The following is a 17,400-nucleotide window of genomic DNA, read 5'->3' as shown; positions in this document are numbered from 1 at the left end:
GACATGGACATCTCAGGTGCGTCCGCCCTCGTCACGGGTGGCGCTTCCGGGCTCGGGCTGGCCACGGCCCGGCGGCTGGTGAAGGTCGGCGCCCACGTGACCGTGCTCGACCTGCCGACCTCCGCGGGCGCGGACGTCGCCGAGGAACTCGGCGGCCGGTTCGCCCCCGCCGACGTCACCGACCCCGAGCAGACACAGGCCGCGGTCGCCGAGGCCGGCAAGGAGGGGCCGTTGCGCGTGCTCGTGCACTGCGCGGGCCGAGGCGGTCCGGTGCGAGTGGTCGACAAGCACGGGCAGCCCGGGTCGCTCGAAGTGTACGAGGCGATCGTGCGGCTCAACCTGATCGGCTCGTTCAACGTGCTGCGGCTCGCCGCGGCCGCGATGGCCGCCACCGAGCCGGTCGACGGTGAACGCGGCGTCTGCGTGCTCACCGCGTCGGTAGCCGCGTTCGAGGGTCAGATCGGCCAGATCCCCTACGCCTCGTCCAAGGCCGGCATCGTCGGGATGACCCTGGTCGCGGCGCGCGACCTGGCGAGCAAGCTGATACGGGTCTGCACGATCGCGCCCGGCACGTTCGACACCCCGCTGCTCGCCCGCCTTTCCGACGACGTCCGGGACAGCCTCGGCAAGGCCGTTCCACATCCGAGCCGTCTTGGCAACCCCGATGAGTTCGGGTCGCTCGCGGCGCAGATTGTGGAGAACTCCATGCTCAACGGAGAGACCATCCGACTCGACGGCGCGATCCGGATGCCCCCGCGGTGAGCGAGCAGCCATTGCTCGTGGTGGACGAGGGCTCCGTCCGGACGATGACCCTGAACCGCCCACGGGCCCGCAACGCCGTAGACTTCGCGCTCGCCGCGGCGATCGACGAAGCGATCACCGAGTACGAATCGCGGCCGGACCTGCGGGTCGCGGTCCTCGCGGCGAATGGCCCGGCCTTCTGTGCGGGCATGGATCTGAAAGCGTTCCTGCGCGGCGAGCGGCCCAGCACCGGGCGCGGGTTCGCCGGTCTGGTCGAGCGTCCACCGGGCAAACCGCTGATCGCGGCGGTCGAGGGCGCCGCTGTCGCGGGCGGGTTCGAGACTGTGCTCGCCTGCGACCTCATCGTGGCCGCCGAGGACGCGTCCTTCGCACTGCCCGAGGTGAGGCGTGGCCTGGTCGCCGCCGGCGGCGGGCTGCTGCGCCTGCCCGCGCGGATGCCGTACCACCTGGCGATGGAGATGGCGCTGACTGGGAAGCGGCTCACCGCCCAGGAGGCCGCCGGGCACGGGCTGGTCAACCGGGTCGTCGCGAGCGGAGGAGCCCTTGCCGCGGCCACCGAGCTGGCCGGCGAGGTCGCGGCCTGCGGCCCGCTCGCCGTCGTCGCCACCAAGAAGATCGTCCAGAACGCCCCCGGCTGGCCCGCCGAAGAGGCCTTCGACCGGCAGCGGGAGCTCTCCGAGCCCGTGCGGTCGTCGGCGGACGCGGTCGAGGGCGCAAGGGCGTTCGCAGAGAAGCGCGACCCGGTCTGGACCGGGAAATAGGAGGACACATGCTGGCTGGACCCGTGTATGTCGTCGGTGCCGTGCGCTCGGCCGTCGGTCGGCGCAAGGGTGCTCTCGCGAGGATGCATCCCGCGGACCTCGGCGGACACGTCGTGGCCGAGCTGCTCGACCGGGCCGGGCTGGCCGGCGAGGCTGGAAGGGCGGTCGACGACGTCATGTTCGGTTGCGTGAGCCAGATCGGCGCGCAGTCCACCAACATCGCCCGGATCGTCGCGCTGTCCGCCGGGCTGCCGGAGTCGGTCCCCGGCACCACGATCGACCGGCAGTGCGGGTCCTCCCAGCAGGCCGTGCACTTCGCCGCGCAGGGCATCGCCTCGGGCGAGGCGGACCTCGTCGTCGCCGGTGGAGTCGAGGTGATGACCCGGATCCCGATCGCGTCGTCGGCCACCGTCGGAGCCGAGCACGGGATGGGGCTGCCACGCGAGGGCGAGCTGTGGGCCAAGCGCTACGGCAATCAGGAGATCACCCAGTTCCGCGGTGCACAGCTGATCGCCGACGACTGGGGCATCTCCCGCGCTGAGATGGAGGAGTTCGCGCTGCGGAGCCACACCTGCGCGCTCGCCGCCCAGGAGCAGGGCCTCTTCGACAGCGAGATCGTCGCGGTCAACGGTCTGGTCCGGGACGAGGGACCGCGGGCGGACACCACGCTGGAGAAGATGGCGGAGTTGAAGCCGCTGACCGAGGGCGGGAGCCTCACCGCGGCCCTCGCCAGCCAGATCTCGGATGGGGCGGCGGCCCTGCTGCTTGCCTCCGAGGACGCTGTTCAGCGGCACGGGCTCGCCCCGCTCGCGAGCATCCGGGCGATGGGGGTCGTCGGGTCCGACCCGGTCCGGATGCTGACCGGCCCGATCCCCGCGACCGAGAAGGTGCTGGCCAAGGCGGGTCTCGCCGCGTCCGACGTGGACCTGTTCGAGGTGAACGAGGCGTTCGCGTCCGTGGTGCTCGCCTGGCAGCGGGAGATTGGCGTGGGTGCCGACCGCACGAACGTCCTCGGCGGTGCGATCGCCCTCGGTCACCCGCTGGGCGGCACCGGAGCCCGGCTGATGACGACCTTGGTCCATCACCTGCGCCGCACCGGGTCGCGTTACGGGCTGCAGACGATGTGCGAGGGCGGCGGCATGGCCAACGCGACGATATTGGAGCGGGCGTGAGCGAGGATAAGGTAGAGCTCCGGCGTGAGGGCAGCCTCGGCTGGATCGCGTTGAACCAGCCGGACCGCAGGAACCCGCTTGACCGGGAGACGGCCGAGCGTGTCACCGAGGCGTTCCGCACGCACTTCGGAGACCCGGACGTGCGATCGGTCGTGGTGACGGGCACCGGCAAGGCCTTCTGCGCAGGCGGGGACCTCAGGCAGATGGGGAACTTCTCCGACATGGGCACCGCGGCCGCGTTCGACTGGCCAGAGCCGATCGTGGAGCTGCACCGGCTGATGCTGCGTGCGGACAAACCGATCATCGCCGCTGTGAACGGTCCCGCCTACGCGGGCGGCATGGGCCTGGCCGGGATGTGCGACATCCTGCTGTCGGTCCGCGGCGCCCGGTTCGCCATGCCGGAGATCAAGGTCGGCATCTTCCCCATGATCATCGTCGCTCACCTGTGCCGCGCCCTGCCTCGCAAAAGGCTGATGGAGATGATGTTCACCGGTGAGCCCATGGGCGCTGAGGAGGCTCACTCGCTCGGCTTCGTCAACCGGCTGTACGACACCCCGGAGGACATGACCGATGGCGTGAAGGCATACGCCGAGAAGTTCGAGCGGGTCAGCCCTTACGCGGCCAAGCTCGGCCGCCGAGCGTTCAACCTGCTCGCGGACATGCCGGCCGACCAGGCCATCGACGCCGCCCAGTTCCTTGTCATGCCGTTTCACCTGGGCGAGGACATCAAGGAGGGCGCGGCGGCGTTCCTCGACGGCCGTGACCCGGCATGGTTCCCGCGCCACGATTCCTGAGGAGACCAAGGATGGACCTGGACCTGAAGGGGCGCGGTGTACTCGTGACCGGCGCCAGCAAGGGCCTCGGCCGGGCCGCGGCCCGTGCGCTGGCCGGCGAGGGCGCCGACGTGCTCGCCGTCGCCCGCACCGAAGCGAGTCTGCGGAAACTTGCCGAGGAGCCGGTCCTCGGCAAGATCCACCCGTACGTGTGCGACATGCGTGACCGGGCCCAGGTGGCCGCGCTCGCCGACGTCGCGGTGGAGAGGCTGGGCCGACTCGACGTGGTGGTGAACAACGCCGGTATCGCGCCCGCCGCGAACTTCCTCGAAATGGACATGGCCGTCTTCGACGAGGTCATGGAGATCAACGTCGCGGCGATCGCGGTGCTGTCGCAGGCGGCCGGTCGGCGGTTCGTGGAGCAGGGGAGCGGTGGGCGGATCGTCAACATCGTTTCCACCTCGGGGATCCTCGGGAAGGCCGCACTCGCCGCCTACTCGGCGTCGAAGGGCGCGGCGATCCAGCTGACCAAGGCGCTGGCCGCCGAGTGGGCACGCCATGACATCCAGATCAACGCGATTGCGCCCGGTGCCTTCAGCACGGAGGCGCAGGCTTACGTCACCGGGAACCCGGACATCCTGGCGAAGCGGGTGCGCAAGATACCCGCCCGCCGGATGGCCGACCCGGAGGAGTTCGGCCCGCTCGTCTGTTACCTGTCGTCGACGAAGGCGAAGTTCGTCTCCGGCGCCGTCTATGTGATCGACGGCGGCGAGACCGCCAAGCAGTGACCCACCGTCGCACTCGCTGAGACACACTGTCGGTTCGGCGCATGGCGGTGCCGGGCCGTCGGCCGCGTTCGAAGGGGAATGGGATGGCTCTGTTGGAAGGACAGTCGGTGATCGTCACCGGCGCGGCCCGGGGCATGGGGATCGCGACGGCCCGCCGGGCCGCCGCCGAGGGCGCATCGGTGGTCCTGGTGGACATCGACCCATCGGTCGCGGATGTCGCCTCCGAGGTCGGCGGGAAGTCCGTGGTCGGCTCCGTGACCGACCGGGACTGCGCCCGCCGTGCGGTCGCGGCGGCCGGGGGCGTCACCGGCCTGATCCACGTCGCCGGGATCCACCGGCGCGGCGATGTCGTCGAGGCGACGGACGAGGACTGGGCCCAGGTCCTGGGGGTCAACTTGACAGCACCGAGGATCTGGGCCCGTGAGGTCATCCCGGCCATGCTCGAGCAGGGTGGCGGCGCGATCGTCAACGTGGCCTCGCTGGCCGCGACTCGGGCCCGCCCCGACTCCGCCGCGTACACGGCCTCGAAGAGCGGACTGCTCGGGCTGACCCGCAGCATCGCCGTCGACTTCGGACCGAGGGGCATCCGGGCGAACACGGTCTCGCCTGGTTCGATCGACACCCCGATGCTGCGTGAGCACGAGGCCGCGGGCGGCGCTTCGCGCACCGACCAGATCGCCCGCACCTATCTCGCTCGCCTGGGCTCGCCGGAGGAGATCGCGGGCTGCTGTTGTTTCCTGCTGTCCTCGGACGCGGCCTTCGTCAACGGGGCGGATTTCATGGTCGACGGCGGACGTACGTCCGGCACTTGAGGAGGCTGGGATGAACGAAGAGAGCGAGATCCTGGCGCGGCTGCGCCGGATCGAGGACCGCACCGAGATCGAGGAGCTGATCTCCCGCTACGCCATGGCGTGTGACGACCGTGACCTCGATGCGCTCGCCGGGTGCTTCACCGCCGACGGCGCCTTCGTCTCCGTGGGCGGGCGGATCGAGGGCCGTCCGGCGCTCATCGAGTACTACACCGAGCGCTTCCAGCACTACGGACCGAGCTACCACGTCCCTCACCGGGTCGTGCTCGATGAGCTGACGGAGGACACCGCTCGCGGCGTGGTGCTCGCGCATTCCGAGCTGATGCTCGAAGGTGGGCTGTTCGTCACCGCGCACCGCTATCGGGATCGCTACCGCTGCGAGGACGGCCGATGGCGGGTCGCCGAGCGGGCCTGTGAGTTCCTCTACGGCGCCCCGCTGCGGGACCTGCTGGACCTCGACCACGCGCAGCCACGGCGCCGGTGGCCCGGCGTCGAGCCCGTGGAGGCGGACATTCCCGAGCAACTCGGGACCTGGAAGGCCTTCTACCGGCGATGAGCGGATTCCTCGAGCAGCGCACCCCGTGACGGAGGAGGTCCTCACCTCGTCGGCCGCGACCACTGCGGACCACGCCGACGAGGCCGTCGCCATGGAGGTGCCGCGCTTACGCGGACCTCGCCCGCGCGCTTGGCGCCGCGCTGGCCGCCGGCTGCACCGAGGTGGTGCTGCCCAGCCCGAAAGCCCCGCTGACCTCGCTGATCGTCACGCCGTTCTACGCGAGGCCGACCGCCCGCATCGATGCCCTTGGCCCCGCGCGCCCATGAACGCGTGATCCTCCCGTCAACCTGCCCATCGTTCCCTTTGCTTCGCTGCGAGGTGAACATGCGAAACATTAATATGGATGGATTGGGCTGGCAATGCTTGGACGGGCTTTTGGCGAAGACGGTCGGCGTGCGTGCCGGTTAGCGCCAAGCGACGACCTCGCCGAACAGCTCGGGGAAGCGCTGCTCCAGCTGAGCGGTGTAGTCGATCATGTGCTCGCGCATGAGCTCCTCGGCGATCTTCGCCCGCCCCTTGATGATGGCCTCGGCGATCTCCTCGTGGCTGTCGGCGACCATGTGGCGGTGCGAGGGCGGGTAGACGTAGCGCACCACGCGGTCGGCATAGATGATCTTGAGGGACTTTCCGACGAGGTCGAGGATTCGATTGCCGGACACGCCGGCCACTACGTCGTGAAAGGCAGTGGCCCCGCGAATATAGCTGTCGCTCTCCGAGCCGACGATGGCCTCTCTGGTCAGGTCGACCGCGGCCTTGAGGGCCTCGACGGTCGCCGGGTCGCGGCGCTTGGCGGCCAGGCCGGCCATGATGGGTTCGAGCACCAGCCGGGCCTCGATGAGTTCACGGAAGGTGGCCCGGGCTGCCTGGAAATGCAGCGATGCGGTGCGTGCGAAGTCCCGGGCGTCGGTGGCTGCGACCATCGGTCCTCCGCCGCGGCCGGGCCGGATCACAACCAGGCCCTGGACCTCGAGGATGCGCAGCGCCTCGCGGACGGACGCCCGTCCCACGCTGTAGCGCTCCACCATCTCGACTTCTGATGGCAGCATGGCGCCGGGTTCCAGATTCCGGTTCACGATGTCCTGCACGATGTCCCTGGCCACGGCCTCGGCGATCTTCTCGGGGCGGCGGTACCGCGCCGGCTCCTCCTGTGAGGGTTGGCCCCCGGGGCGGGCCACTGATTCCATCATGCGCTCACGGTACTGGACGTGCTCCAGACCGTCGTATTTTTCGCAGGGATGGTGTACCAGCTTCCCCGCGGGAGCGATGAGAGGTGCACAGAATGCAGGGCAGGGCAAGCGCGATGGTCTTCGGCTTCGTGTCGCTCTTCCGCTGTGACACCGCGAACCTCGCCGCCTTTCCGGCGTTCTTCGCGATGGCCTTCGCGCCCGAGGCCCGGTTCAGCGGCCTGGCATCGGCCTGCCCGGTATCCAGCCGCCCAACGGCCGGGCGAAGAAGCCGGTGGTGAAGAGGGCGGCGGTGTTGAGCAGTGAGGACGTGGAAGGAGGTGCGGGATGGGGGCCGGCCGGCAGGTGCCCGGACGGGCACCTGCCGGGGGAAGCTGCCGGGTGACGGTCCGTCCTAGGAGCCGGTGGCGGTCAGTTGTGTCCAAACGGCCGTCTCGCCGGAGCCGGCCGCTCGCCTGCCGAGTTCGGCGGCCCAGTCGCGCTCGCTTGCCACGGCGTCGCGCCACGCCCACAGCCGCCGGGTGACGCGGTGCAGCGCGTACTCCTGAGTGACGCCGATGGCACCGTGCAACTGGTGTGCCAGGCGTGCGACCTCGGTTGCCACCTGGGCGGTGGTGATGCGGGCCATGGCCACGGCCGCAGCCGTCCCATCCCGTCCGGCGGGGTGGCCATCGGTTTCCGCGTGGGCCCCTGCGTGGTCCGTACCCGTCGCCACCGCTTCCCGGGCCACTGCCAACGCAGCCTCTGCCTGTAGCAGTTGAACCCTCATCAGCGCCAGCCCCGAGGAGACCGCCGGAATCCGCAGCAAGGGGGCGCCGAACTGTCGGCGCTCGGCGACGTAGGCCTTCGTCAGCCGGTACGCCCCGTGCGCGGCGCCCGCCACGGCGGCCGACCACAGCAGTGCCAGGCGTGACCGGATCGCCGCGTGTCCGGGGCCAGAGGCGACGGGGGTGGCCGGAGTGCGGTGCAGCAGCACCGTGTCCCGTGACTCGCCGGCCAGGTTCTCACCCTGCCGTACCGCCACCGACTCGTGCCGCAGGTCCACGATCAGCGCTTGCCTCCCTGGGCCGGTGACCACGAGGAGTGCCGCGTCCCGGGCCCAGGGAACGGCCGGCAGTTCCGCCGTGAGCGTTTCGCTGTCCGCGTCTTCGTCCACCGCCCCCGGCGGCCCCGCTTTCACCGCTCCCGTTGGCCCGTCGAGCAGGGCCAGAGTGGCCGGGGAGCCGTCCAGCTGCTGGGCGTGGCTGATCACCCAGTCCGCCACCGAGGATTCGACGACTGGCACGTCGGCGCCGCGGCCGGCCAGCGACTCGACGACCACCAGCAGGTCGTCCAGGGTGCCGCCCGAACCCCCGCGCGCCTCGGGCGTGCCGATCCTCGGCAGTCCCAGTTCGCACAGCTGGGCCCACACCTCCCGCGCCTGGTCGTGGGTTGCCGTGCTGTCGTACTCCGGGACGACGGACTCCACCAGCTGACGCAGTTCCGTGGTGTACTCGCTCATGACCGTGTCTCCTGCCGGGAGATGAGGGACAGCAGGACCTCGGCCGCACCGCCGCGCAGACCGAAGCCGGGGGATGCGAGTAGTGCTTGCCCGTAGATCCCATCGGGGGAGGGATCCCGGCACAGGTCGGTGCGGCGCAGCGCATCGATCACATCGCGCTCGAAGGCGTTCCCGAGGTACTTCAGCGCGGCCGCTTCCTGTACGGGTGCCTTCCCGGAATCCAGGCACCGGGCCACCTCCCAGCACAGGCGGCGCAGCACCGCCAGCCGGGCGACCAGTGAGCCCAGAAGGGAGCGGAGTTCGGTGTCGTGCCCCTCGGCGGTGCGGGTGATCAGTGCGGTGAGAACGGGATAGCTGGAGAGGACACGTTCCGCACCACCGCGCTCGAACGACAGTTGCTCGACGACCTGCCGCCAGCCGTTGCCGACCTCACCGATCACCCGGTGCGCGGGAACGAAGACCTCCTCGAAACGCACCTCGTTGAAGTGATGCTCACCGGCGAGGTCCGGGATCGGCGTCGTCGAGACGCCGTCGGCGTGCATGTCGAGGACGAACTCGGTCAGGCCCTCGTGCTTCCGCTCTGTCTGCGCGGTGCGCGCCAGGACATAGGCGTGCGTCGCCCGGTGGGCGTGGCTGGTCCAGGTCTTGTGCCCGGAGACCAGCCAGCCGCCCCGGACCGGGGTCGCGGAAGTCCGTACGGCGGCGAGGTCGGAGCCGGCCTCGGGCTCGCTCATTCCCAGGCAGAACACGGCCTCGGCGGAGGCGATCTTCGGCAGGATCTCCTCCTGCAGTTCGCGGCCGCCATGCCGCAGGATCGCGGGTCCGATCTGCCGGTCGCCGATCCAGTGGGCCGCGACCGGCGCTCCTGCCCGCAGCAACTCCTCGGTGACGGCCAGCCGCTCGACGTTGCTGTGCTCGCCGCCGCCGAACTCCTTCGGATAGGTCATGGCTATCAGGCCGGTCGCGGCGAGTTCCCTGCTGAATTCCAGGTCGAACGAGCGCAGCCAGGAGTCACTGCGCGCGACGTACCGGCCGGCGGACCGCCACGATGCGGTGAGTTCCCTGACCTGGGTGCGCAGCGCGCTGCACCCTTCGGGGGGCGCGGGATGGTTCATGGTCGCCTTTCATCGGGTCGTACGGCGGCGTGCGAGGCGATCGTGCGGGGCGGGGCTCGCCGTACGGATACGTGGGTACAGGGACTCTGCGTACGGGTGGCCGACGCAGGGCAACGGGACGGACGCTCCGGTCAGCGGCCGGTGAAGACTCCCGGGCGCTTCTCCCGGAAGGCGGCGTAGGCCTCGGCCGAATCCCGGGTCGACGTGATCACAGCCTGGTGGGAGGAGATGAGGTCGAGCGCGGTGCGCAGGTCGTGCCCGGCACCCTGCCGGACCGCACGCTTGATCGTCTGGATGGCGGCCGGGGGCCGTTCGGCGAGTCGCGTCGCGAAGGCGTACACGGCGTCGAGGAGGTCATCTGCCTCGTACACCTCCTCGACGAGGCCGATCCTCCGTGCTTCGTCGGCTTCCACGAAGTCGCCGGTCCACAGCAGCCGGAGCGCCGTCGAGGTGCCGACCGCGCGCGGGAGTAGCCAGCAGCCGCCGTCGCCCGGGACGAGCCCGACTTTGATGTAACCCTCGCTGAACCGGGCGGTGCGCGACGCGAACCGGATGTCGCACAGCAACGCCATGTCCATCCCGGCGCCGACCGCCGGGCCGTCGACCGCGGCGAGCACCGGCTTGGAGACGTCCTCCAATGTGAGTGCCACGCGGTGCACCCGCCGGGTCAGCAGTTCCTTCTCGCCGAGCGGGTCGCGCTGTTCCCCCTTGAAGGCGGAGAGGTCCACCCCGGAGCAGAAGGCACCTCCTGTACCCGTGACGACGATCGCGCGCACCGCAGGATCGTCTTCTGCCCGGCGTAGCGCATCCGCCCAGGCATCGACCATGTCGAGAGTGAACGCGTTCTTGCGATGCGGACGATTCAGCAGAATCGTCGCGATGTGTTCCTGTACGGAGTATTCGAGGTCGGCCATCGCCATCCCTTTCCCGCTGCGGGTGTTCTGTAGGTGGTGCCGTGGGGGAGCCGCGCGCCCGGGGGAGCTCAGTGCTGCTCCGCTGCGGTCGCTGCCGTCCGCGTACTCGATCCGCTCCTCGCCGTCGTGCCGCCCGCGCGAGGGACGCCCAGTGTCCCCGAGGCGACGAGGCGTTCGATCTCGGCGTCGCCCAGGCCGATCTCGCGCGCCACTTCCAGGCTGTGTTCGCCAAGGCGGGGTGCGTGCAGCGGTTTCGCGCCGTCAGTCCGCCGGACGGGATCAGGGCCGAAGTTCACCGGCTGGCGCGGCAGCCGAAGCGGGCCCTCGCTGGGATGGTCGACATGCTCGAAGAAGTCGGTGGCCCGCAGATGCGGATCTGCGAACAGGTCGGTGACCGAGTTGACCCGGGCGGCGGGGATGTCCCGTCTCTCCAGCTCGGCCTGCCACTCCGCGGTCGTCCTGGTCGTCATCTCCGCGTTGAGCAGCTGGTACAACTCGTCGATGTGCACCGTGCGCTCGCGGATCGTACGGTACTTGGGTTCCTCGGCTAGTTCCGGTCGGCCGATGCACTCGAAGAACGCCCGCCACTGGTTATCCGTGTAGATCATCACGGCCAGATACCCGTCCTTCGTCCGGCACGGCCGCCGGTGCGGTGACGCCGTGCGGGCGTACCCCCCAGGTCCGGCAGGCGGGTCGAACACCCAGCCGCCCTGCTGCTCCAGCAGCATGAAGCCGGTCATGGTCTCCAGCATGGGCACCTCGACCACTTGGCCCTCGCCCGTGGCATCGCGTCCTCGGAGCGCCGCGAGGACGGCCGCTGCACCCATCAGCCCGACGATCTTGTCTGCCGCGGCGGTACGGACGTATGCGGCGCCGTCGGCACCCCCCTGCACGGCAGCCATGCCGCTCGCGGCCTGGATGACGTCGTCGTACGCGGGCCGGTTCTCGTACGGTCCGCCGGCTCCGAAGCCGCGGAACGCGCAGTACACGGCGCGGGGATTGGTTCGGAGGACGGCATCCGCCGACAGATTCAGGCGCTCGGCCGCGCTCGGCCTGAGGTTGTGCACCACGATGTCCGTCCCGGCCACCAGGCGGTCCAGGACGTCACGGCCGCGGTCCTGCTTCAGGTCGAGCAGCACACTGCGCTTGCCCCGGTTGACGTTGAGGAAGGCCGGGCCCATGGACGTACCGCGTACGTCCCCGATCTTCCGGACCACGTCACCGCCGGGCGGTTCCACCTTGACCACCTCGGCCCCCCACTGGGCGAGGAGCATCGTGCTGTACGGCCCCATGAGCGTCGAACTCACATCGATGACGCGGACGCCTTCCAGTGGCAGTCCCATGGCCGTGACCCTCCATCTCGGACGTGGAAACAACGACACCGCGGCTGTCCGTCAGCGGGCGACCGGTTTCTCCGAAGATTGGCTCCAATATTGGAGCCAATCCTTGTGGCCGTCAATGGCCCGGGAAGGTGGCTCGGGTCCGGGCACAATGGAGGCCACGCAACGCGATGGAGGTCTCGGTGGTCGAGCAGGTGGCAGGTGCGGAATCCGCAGGACGACTACGCCCTACCCGGGCTGGAGCCGTCGCGGAAGTCGTCGACCGGCTCCACGAGATGCTGTTTTCCATGGAACTGCTGCCGGGGCAGTCCCTCCGTCAGGAGGCTCTCGCTGCCCGACTGGGCGTCAGCCGGGCGCCGGTGCGCGAGGCGCTGCGCATCCTGGAGAGTGAAGGCATCCTTGAGCACGTGCGCAACGTCGGCTACTCCGTGAAGCGGCTCACCGCTGCGGAGTTCGAGCAGACCTACCTCATGCGCCGGGCCTTGGAAACCGAGGTGATCCGAGCTCTGCCCCCGTTCCCGGAGGACCTGATCAAGCGATTGCGCGAGGTGAACCGGGAGATCCGGGAGGCTGGCGAGCGTGCCGACTTTCCCACTCTCCACCGGCTGAACGTGGAGTTCCACTTTCTGGTCTTCCAAGCGTCCGGACTCGACCTCGTGGTCGACGAACTGCAGCGCGTCTGGACCCTGAGCAACGTGTACCGCTCGGCATACCTGGCCTACGACCATGCCGCCAGGCAGCGCATCGTGCACGAGCACGACGCCATGATCGAGGCGCTGCGGCGCCACGACACCAAGCTGATGACCAAGCTGATGGACGAGCACCGTGCCGGGACCCGCGCACAGATCGGTTCCCTGCTCGCAGGGACTGCTCCGTGACTGCCGGCCATGAGCCGTAGGCGAGATGATCTGGTGATGGTGGTGTCATCGCAGCATCGGATCGGTCCGGCAGCCGTTGCGCGACGCCAGGTGGCGAGGTAGTCGGGTAGCGGCAGTCCGTTGCCGGACTGTCGGCTACTGGGCTGCCTCCTCCTGCTGGGCGGATCGACCGCCGCGAACAACGCCGGGCTCCCCGAGCTCCACCCGTCTTGCGCGACGCTGCGGGCGCCGGGCCGGTTCACCGGCGGTATGTCTACCACTCCCCAGAGGCTCCTCGTCGACCGGGCCATCGGCAACGTCGCGATTTCGGTCGGGCTGATGAAGAAGAAGCACAGGGCCGCGGTCGTCCGAGAGCTTGACGAGGAAGCCGTCTGCGACTACCTCAACGAGACGCGGCGGTGAAACCGCCGCTATTGGGCCCACAGACTGCGGATGTGGCCGAGATGGCGGGTCATCGCGGCGCGGACGGCTTCCTCGTCGCGGGACAGCAGCGCGTCGAGGATTTCGAGGTGCTCCTTCGCGGAGGCCTCCAGCCTTCCCTCCTCCACCAGAGCGGTGAGTCCATACAGTCGGGATCGCCTGCGCACTCCCAATCTCTGGGGCGGACCAAGTCCGAGTTTCACGACACCTCTGATGCAGTCGTTGGAGTCTGGCGACAAGGCGGGAAGACCGGATGGGACTTTCCCCTGACACCGGGCTGCCGCTGGTGTGGTGTGGTGTGGTGTGGTGTGGGAGCGTACGTCCGCTCTCCAGCCACAAAAATGGTGCGTACGAGTTGTCGGTCTTCTCGGGGCACAGGTACACCGGCCTCCAAGCGCTTGCGCCGGACGGGTAAGTGGTTTCACGCACTGGCCGGCAGTTGCTGATCAGCCCAGATGAGTTTGCCGTCCGGGATGTGGCGGGTTCCCCATCGGCGGGACAATTGAGTGACGAGGAAGAGGCCGCGGTCGTGTCCGTCGGTGGTGAGCGGGTGTCGCACAAGCGGGTGGCTGCGGCTGGCGTCGGGGACTTCGCAGGTCAGCATCTCGTGCCGGATGAGGCGTAGGCCGATTGTGCGGTCGCTGTTGCCTTCGCTGTTGCCGTGGATGATGGCGTTGGTGAACAGTTCGCTGACAATCAGCTCTGTGGACTCGGCTAGGTTTTCCAGTCCCCACTGGGCCAGCTGCCGGGCAGCGAGAGTTCGGGCACGGCTGACGACTGCGGGGTCGCTGGGGAACCGGCAAGAGGCAACCTGGTCTGCGCTCAGCGAGCGGGTCCGTGCGAGGAGCAGAGTGACATCGTCGCTCGGCGGCTTGGCCCGCAGTATGTCCACTGTGGACGAGTACGGTTCGTCCAGTGTGAGGTCGGGCCGTGCGAGGGCCGTGCGCAAACAGTTCATGCCGGCGCTGATGTCCTGGTCGCGGGCCTCGATCAGACCGTCGGTGTAGAGGGCGAGCACGCTCCCATCGGCGAGTTCCAAAGTCACGGACTGGAAGGGGACCAGTCCGAGGCCGAGCGGTGCTCCGGTGGGCAGGTCGGGGAAGGTGACGTGGCCGTACGGGTCGATGATCGCGGGCGGGGGTGGCCGGCCCGTGCCATGGTGCAGGTACGGGTGACCGGGTCGTAGACCGCGTACAGGCACGTGGCGGCCATCGTGGTGGCGGCCGGGTGCCGGGGGTCGGCTTCCGCCTCGGTGAGGCGGATGACCTGCTCGTCGAGGCGGGACAGTACTTCGTCGGGAGGCATGTTACGCGCTGACCAGCGGCTGCTCCTGGCGGCATCTACCGGATGCGTTCGGTGTCTCGCCGGCGACCGCACACCGTCGGTTCGCCGTATGGACCGAGGCTGGGCTGTGGTGTCGCTTGCACCAGGCAGTCCTGGACGAGCTCGGGGCTCGCGGTGGGGTGGACTGGACCTCGGCGATCGTGGATGCGGCCTCGGTTCGTGCGAAAAAAGGGGATCGCTGACCGGGCGCAACCCGGTCGACCGGGGCAAGAAGGGCGGCAAACCGCACGTCCTGTCCGACGGGCAAGGCTTACCTCTCGCCCTCGGCGTCTCTGGCGCCAACGTCCACGACAGCCAGGCACTCCTTCCGCTGGTCGCGGGCATACCCGCCATCCGCTCCCGCCGTGGACCGCGACTCCGCCGCCCGGGAAGGCTCCGCGCCGACAAGACACCCCATGCGGTTATGGGGTCAAGCAGCTGTTGCGAGCGAGGATGGCTCAGGTCGGCTGAAGGCGATCGCTTCGTCGAACTTCTGGTGGCTGGTCAGGCAGTGGTGGAGCTGTCCGCGCATGCGGTTGAACAGATGGCGGAGGGCCGCGTGGTAGCGGTCCCCGTTGTTGCGTCGGCGGTTGTAGTGGGCATGGGCCCCGGGTGAAGCGGTCAGCGCGGCAAATGCCCAGTGTCGCCCGGTCGCGGCCAGGCGACTGTTCTTGATCCGGCGGTGAGTGACTCGGCGGCTCTTGCCGGATTCGCGAGTGACCGGGGCGCTTCCAGCGTAGTCCTTCAGGTCCCGAGCCTGGCCGAACCGGCTTCGGTCGTCGCCGATCTCGGCGAGTATCCGGGCGCCGGTGAGTATGGCCAGGCCGGGGAAGCTCGTGATGATCTCCGCGTCGGGATGCTGCAGGAACATGTCCTCGGTGTCGTGGGCGAGGTCGTCGCATGCCCGGCAGGCCGCGTCGAGCTGGGCGAGGAGGGCGAGCGTCTGCCGTCCCATGGCCTTCTCAACCAGGGTCGGCTGGCGGAGCCAGGTCCGGCGGAACACCTCAAGGAGCCTGTCGGTCTCGGCCTCGACGCGGCGCTGACGGCCGGCCCGTATGACGGCTGCCCTGAGGCGGCTGCGGGACAGCCGGGCGGCCTCGGCCGGAGTGGGGGCGATCGCCAGGATCGCGCGGGCCTCTCGGGACAGGAGCCGTTCGCGTTTGCTGGCGAACGCCTCGAGGAGCGTGGGGTAGTACTCGCGCAGGTGTGATCGGAGCCGGTTGTGGGCGCGGGTGCGGTCCCAGACCGCGTCCTGCTGGGCCCGCGCGAGCACGGCGATCGCTCTGACCAGGTCGGAGTCGCTCGGCATCGGTCGGTGGACCTCGGCATCGGTCCGCAGGATGTTCGCCAGGACGACCGAGACCTGATGGTCGGACTTCTTGCGGGAGACGATGTGCCGGTCGCGGTAGCGGGCGACGGCCATCGGGTTGATCGCGTAGACCTTGCGGCCCGAGGCCCGTAGGCAGGCCACCAGGAGTCCGCGGGACGTTTCGATCGCAACCGGGATCGGATCGTCCGGGCTGTCGCCGTGCTCGGCCAGCAGCCGCAGCAGGTCTTGGAAGCCCGCCGCGTCGTCACTGATCCTGAGTTTGCCGAGCAACCGGGCGTCGCAGTCGACCACTGCCACGTCGTGGTGGTCCTCAGCCCAGTCGATTCCGCAGGTCACGTGCAACGCGCGCTCCTTTCGAGCCTTCGTTGTCCGTCGGCGTCGAGCCGCGGCAGGACCACCCGGCGACCTAATAGCAGCGCTCGCGGGCGCACCACCCCATCAGCCGTCCGTGGCCCCAGCTATGCCCAGGGTCCTCGCTCTCGTGAAGAGCTTCACAGCTCCGGCTGACAAGGAGGTGGCTCTGGGAACGGCTCGAACCACGGCACGGTACGGCGGCCGAGTCCGAAACGGCAGGGGCCGCACTCGCGTCCCTCTTGTCGAAGCACTCTCGGCGCTGCTTACAGACCAGACGTCTCACCCGGCCCCTGCCAGCGCTGGCTCAACGGCCAACCCACAGCGCCTATTAGGCCTACCAATCCGCCGATCGACTCTCCTGGCTGCGCGGCCGCGGCATCGTCCCACGCGTCGCCCGACCCGGCATTGAGTCCAGCGAGCGCCTCGGCCGACACCGCTGGAAGATCGAGCGGTCGATCTCCTGGCTCTTCGGCTTCCGTCGCCTGACCGTCCGATACGAGCGAAAGGGGAACCACTTCCCCGCCCTCCTCGGACTCGCGGCAGCCCTGACCTGCTACAAGAAGCTCGCTAAACTGACCACGTGAGACAAGCTCATAGTCCGTAGCGAACAGGCCCCGTCCTGGAACGCCGTGTGGTCGGCCTGCCAGTGGGCGGTCCGTCGCGTCACCGTCGCGGGCGAGAGGCCGGCCGAGGAACCGAGGAACTGCTCCAGCGCGGGCGCGAAGTCGCCCGAAGGCAAGCCGTGCAGGTAATGCAGCGGCAGCACTTCCGCGAGCTTCGAGGACTTCCTGGCCCAGGGTGGGGCAGGAGCACTGAGGAGAACCGCTTGTGCTCTCCGGTCGTCTCGTCGATGCGCGTGTCGTTCACGCGCGGGGCCCGCGCCTCGACCGACCGGGCAGCAGTGGTGGCTGGTGGTGGCCGTTGCGGACGACCAGGCACCGGCCGTTGCCGTTCCGTTCACCGGCCAACTCTGCTGGCCGCCAACGGCGACCTCGACGCCCACCGGCACTGCCACGCCGCCCACGAGCACCGGCCCCTCTACCGACACCCGACCAGCAGAAATACAACCTGACCGCTTGATCACGCTCACCCCAAACGAACCGCACCCATCTCAGTTCCTTTCCACGAGCTGATCATTTGGGCGGAGGGGCCGGAACTCGCGAAGTGCCTCGCACAAGCAGGACCCCTTGACAGTAGCGGAGGTGTCAACGCTCAGCCGCGCCAAGAGGTTCTGTCTGCCGTTCTACGCGTCCGCACCCGCCGCTGTTACCCCGGTCGAGGAAACTCGCTGCTCGTGCGTGGCCCGCCGATTCGACCACGACGTCGACCATCTTGCGCGTCCGTATCTGCACACCTCGGACATGACGGACGCGGAGTGGGCGGCTGCTCGAACCACTGCTGTCCTGGCCCGCCTGGACGG

The 17,400-nt window shown here is 69.3% G+C and carries 17 protein-coding genes and 5 pseudogenes; 12 read left to right on the top strand and 10 right to left on the bottom strand.

Features of this window, described 5'->3' with window-relative positions:
- The first annotated feature begins 3 nt into the window (after nucleotides 1-3).
- The 7 genes from LIV37_RS00340 to LIV37_RS00310 all read left to right on the top strand — a co-directional run bounded on the left by LIV37_RS00340 (nucleotide 4) and on the right by LIV37_RS00310 (nucleotide 5,621).
- Nucleotides 4-762, top strand: a complete 759-nt coding sequence (locus LIV37_RS00340; RefSeq protein ID WP_020865138.1) for an SDR family NAD(P)-dependent oxidoreductase — start codon at nucleotides 4-6, stop codon at nucleotides 760-762.
- Nucleotides 759-1,523: a crotonase/enoyl-CoA hydratase family protein gene (locus tag LIV37_RS00335; protein WP_202979668.1), complete on the top strand. Its 765-nt coding sequence runs from the start codon at nucleotides 759-761 to the stop codon at nucleotides 1,521-1,523. Before LIV37_RS00340 ends, LIV37_RS00335 begins: the two co-directional genes overlap by 4 nt.
- A gap of 8 nt (nucleotides 1,524-1,531) precedes the next feature.
- The gene (locus tag LIV37_RS00330) at nucleotides 1,532-2,695 is read left to right on the top strand and encodes an acetyl-CoA C-acyltransferase (protein WP_020865136.1); all 1,164 of its coding nucleotides are present in this window, start codon (nucleotides 1,532-1,534) and stop codon (nucleotides 2,693-2,695) included.
- On the top strand, nucleotides 2,692-3,489 hold the full coding sequence (locus LIV37_RS00325; RefSeq protein WP_020865135.1) for an enoyl-CoA hydratase/isomerase family protein: 798 nt from the start codon (nucleotides 2,692-2,694) through the stop codon (nucleotides 3,487-3,489). The genes LIV37_RS00330 and LIV37_RS00325 overlap by 4 nt, the downstream gene beginning before the upstream one ends.
- Nucleotides 3,490-3,500: 11 nt before the next feature.
- Nucleotides 3,501-4,256, top strand: coding sequence for an SDR family NAD(P)-dependent oxidoreductase (locus tag LIV37_RS00320; protein ID WP_020865134.1), 756 nt, complete (start codon nucleotides 3,501-3,503; stop codon nucleotides 4,254-4,256).
- Nucleotides 4,257-4,339: 83 nt separating this feature from the next.
- Entirely contained in the window at nucleotides 4,340-5,068 is a 729-nt protein-coding gene (locus LIV37_RS00315; RefSeq protein WP_158634960.1) for an SDR family NAD(P)-dependent oxidoreductase, read from the top strand.
- A 10-nt stretch (nucleotides 5,069-5,078) separates the two neighbouring features.
- The gene (locus LIV37_RS00310; RefSeq protein WP_020865132.1) at nucleotides 5,079-5,621 is read left to right on the top strand and encodes a nuclear transport factor 2 family protein; all 543 of its coding nucleotides are present in this window, start codon (nucleotides 5,079-5,081) and stop codon (nucleotides 5,619-5,621) included.
- Between the two features lie 404 nt (nucleotides 5,622-6,025).
- Here LIV37_RS00310 and LIV37_RS00305 read toward each other — a convergent pair whose 3' ends face one another.
- Nucleotides 6,026-6,796 (bottom strand): FadR/GntR family transcriptional regulator, encoded by a 771-nt coding sequence (locus tag LIV37_RS00305; protein WP_254807063.1) that lies wholly within the window; start codon nucleotides 6,794-6,796, stop codon nucleotides 6,026-6,028.
- A gap of 104 nt (nucleotides 6,797-6,900) precedes the next feature.
- Between LIV37_RS00305 and LIV37_RS00300 the strand changes: the two genes are divergently transcribed.
- Nucleotides 6,901-7,086 carry a hypothetical protein gene (locus LIV37_RS00300; RefSeq protein ID WP_020865130.1) on the top strand — a complete coding sequence of 62 codons (186 nt, stop codon included), beginning with the start codon at nucleotides 6,901-6,903 and terminating at the stop codon, nucleotides 7,084-7,086.
- A 113-nt stretch (nucleotides 7,087-7,199) separates the two neighbouring features.
- On the opposite strand, the gene LIV37_RS00295 is transcribed toward LIV37_RS00300, so the two are convergent.
- The 4 genes from LIV37_RS00295 to LIV37_RS00280 all read right to left on the bottom strand — a co-directional run bounded on the left by LIV37_RS00295 (nucleotide 7,200) and on the right by LIV37_RS00280 (nucleotide 11,678).
- Nucleotides 7,200-8,306, bottom strand: a complete 1,107-nt coding sequence (locus tag LIV37_RS00295) for an acyl-CoA dehydrogenase family protein (protein ID WP_020865129.1) — start codon at nucleotides 8,304-8,306, stop codon at nucleotides 7,200-7,202.
- Nucleotides 8,303-9,421: an acyl-CoA dehydrogenase family protein gene (locus LIV37_RS00290; RefSeq protein ID WP_020865128.1), complete on the bottom strand. Its 1,119-nt coding sequence runs from the start codon at nucleotides 9,419-9,421 to the stop codon at nucleotides 8,303-8,305. The genes LIV37_RS00295 and LIV37_RS00290 overlap by 4 nt, the downstream gene beginning before the upstream one ends.
- Nucleotides 9,422-9,552: 131 nt before the next feature.
- Nucleotides 9,553-10,341 (bottom strand): enoyl-CoA hydratase/isomerase family protein, encoded by a 789-nt coding sequence (locus LIV37_RS00285; RefSeq protein WP_020865127.1) that lies wholly within the window; start codon nucleotides 10,339-10,341, stop codon nucleotides 9,553-9,555.
- Nucleotides 10,342-10,403: 62 nt separating this feature from the next.
- Nucleotides 10,404-11,678: a CaiB/BaiF CoA transferase family protein gene (locus tag LIV37_RS00280; RefSeq protein ID WP_121825995.1), complete on the bottom strand. Its 1,275-nt coding sequence runs from the start codon at nucleotides 11,676-11,678 to the stop codon at nucleotides 10,404-10,406.
- Nucleotides 11,679-11,857: 179 nt separating this feature from the next.
- Here LIV37_RS00280 and LIV37_RS00275 point away from each other — a divergent pair, with 179 nt between their 5' ends.
- Nucleotides 11,858-12,553: a GntR family transcriptional regulator gene (locus LIV37_RS00275; RefSeq protein WP_243146436.1), complete on the top strand. Its 696-nt coding sequence runs from the start codon at nucleotides 11,858-11,860 to the stop codon at nucleotides 12,551-12,553.
- A gap of 249 nt (nucleotides 12,554-12,802) precedes the next feature.
- Nucleotides 12,803-12,955, top strand: coding sequence for a helix-turn-helix domain-containing protein (locus LIV37_RS00270; RefSeq protein WP_158634961.1), 153 nt, complete (start codon nucleotides 12,803-12,805; stop codon nucleotides 12,953-12,955).
- 8 nt (nucleotides 12,956-12,963) lie between these two features.
- On the opposite strand, the pseudogene LIV37_RS00265 reads toward LIV37_RS00270, so the two are convergent.
- The 3 genes and pseudogenes from LIV37_RS00265 to LIV37_RS00255 form a co-directional block, all read right to left on the bottom strand.
- Nucleotides 12,964-13,140: pseudogene (locus LIV37_RS00265) on the bottom strand (FCD domain-containing protein); the annotation flags it as partial.
- Between the two features lie 254 nt (nucleotides 13,141-13,394).
- Nucleotides 13,395-13,865 carry an ATP-binding protein gene (locus LIV37_RS00260; protein ID WP_251983357.1) on the bottom strand — a complete coding sequence of 157 codons (471 nt, stop codon included), beginning with the start codon at nucleotides 13,863-13,865 and terminating at the stop codon, nucleotides 13,395-13,397.
- Nucleotides 13,866-14,278: pseudogene (locus LIV37_RS00255) on the bottom strand (PP2C family protein-serine/threonine phosphatase); the annotation flags it as partial.
- On the opposite strand from LIV37_RS00255, the pseudogene LIV37_RS00250 reads away from it, so the two are divergent.
- A pseudogene (locus LIV37_RS00250) lies at nucleotides 14,245-14,705 on the top strand (transposase); the annotation flags it as partial. The pseudogenes LIV37_RS00255 and LIV37_RS00250 sit on opposite strands and share 34 nt — an antisense overlap.
- A gap of 21 nt (nucleotides 14,706-14,726) precedes the next feature.
- Here the strand turns inward: LIV37_RS00250 and LIV37_RS00245 are convergent.
- A complete protein-coding gene (locus LIV37_RS00245) occupies nucleotides 14,727-15,968 on the bottom strand; it encodes an IS110 family RNA-guided transposase (RefSeq protein WP_121825997.1) in 1,242 nt (413 codons plus the stop codon).
- 377 nt (nucleotides 15,969-16,345) lie between these two features.
- On the opposite strand from LIV37_RS00245, the pseudogene LIV37_RS00240 reads away from it, so the two are divergent.
- Nucleotides 16,346-16,564: pseudogene (locus tag LIV37_RS00240) on the top strand (transposase); the annotation flags it as partial.
- A 26-nt stretch (nucleotides 16,565-16,590) separates the two neighbouring features.
- Here the strand turns inward: LIV37_RS00240 and LIV37_RS00235 are convergent.
- Nucleotides 16,591-16,945: pseudogene (locus LIV37_RS00235) on the bottom strand (IS256 family transposase); the annotation flags it as partial.
- Nucleotides 16,946-17,400: the final 455 nt, after the last annotated feature.

It is taken from the genome of Streptomyces rapamycinicus NRRL 5491, assembly GCF_024298965.1.
Classification (GTDB): domain Bacteria; phylum Actinomycetota; class Actinomycetes; order Streptomycetales; family Streptomycetaceae; genus Streptomyces; species Streptomyces rapamycinicus.
The sequence above is the reverse complement of the archived record's forward strand: the minus strand, read 5'-3'. Positions and strand labels throughout refer to the sequence as shown.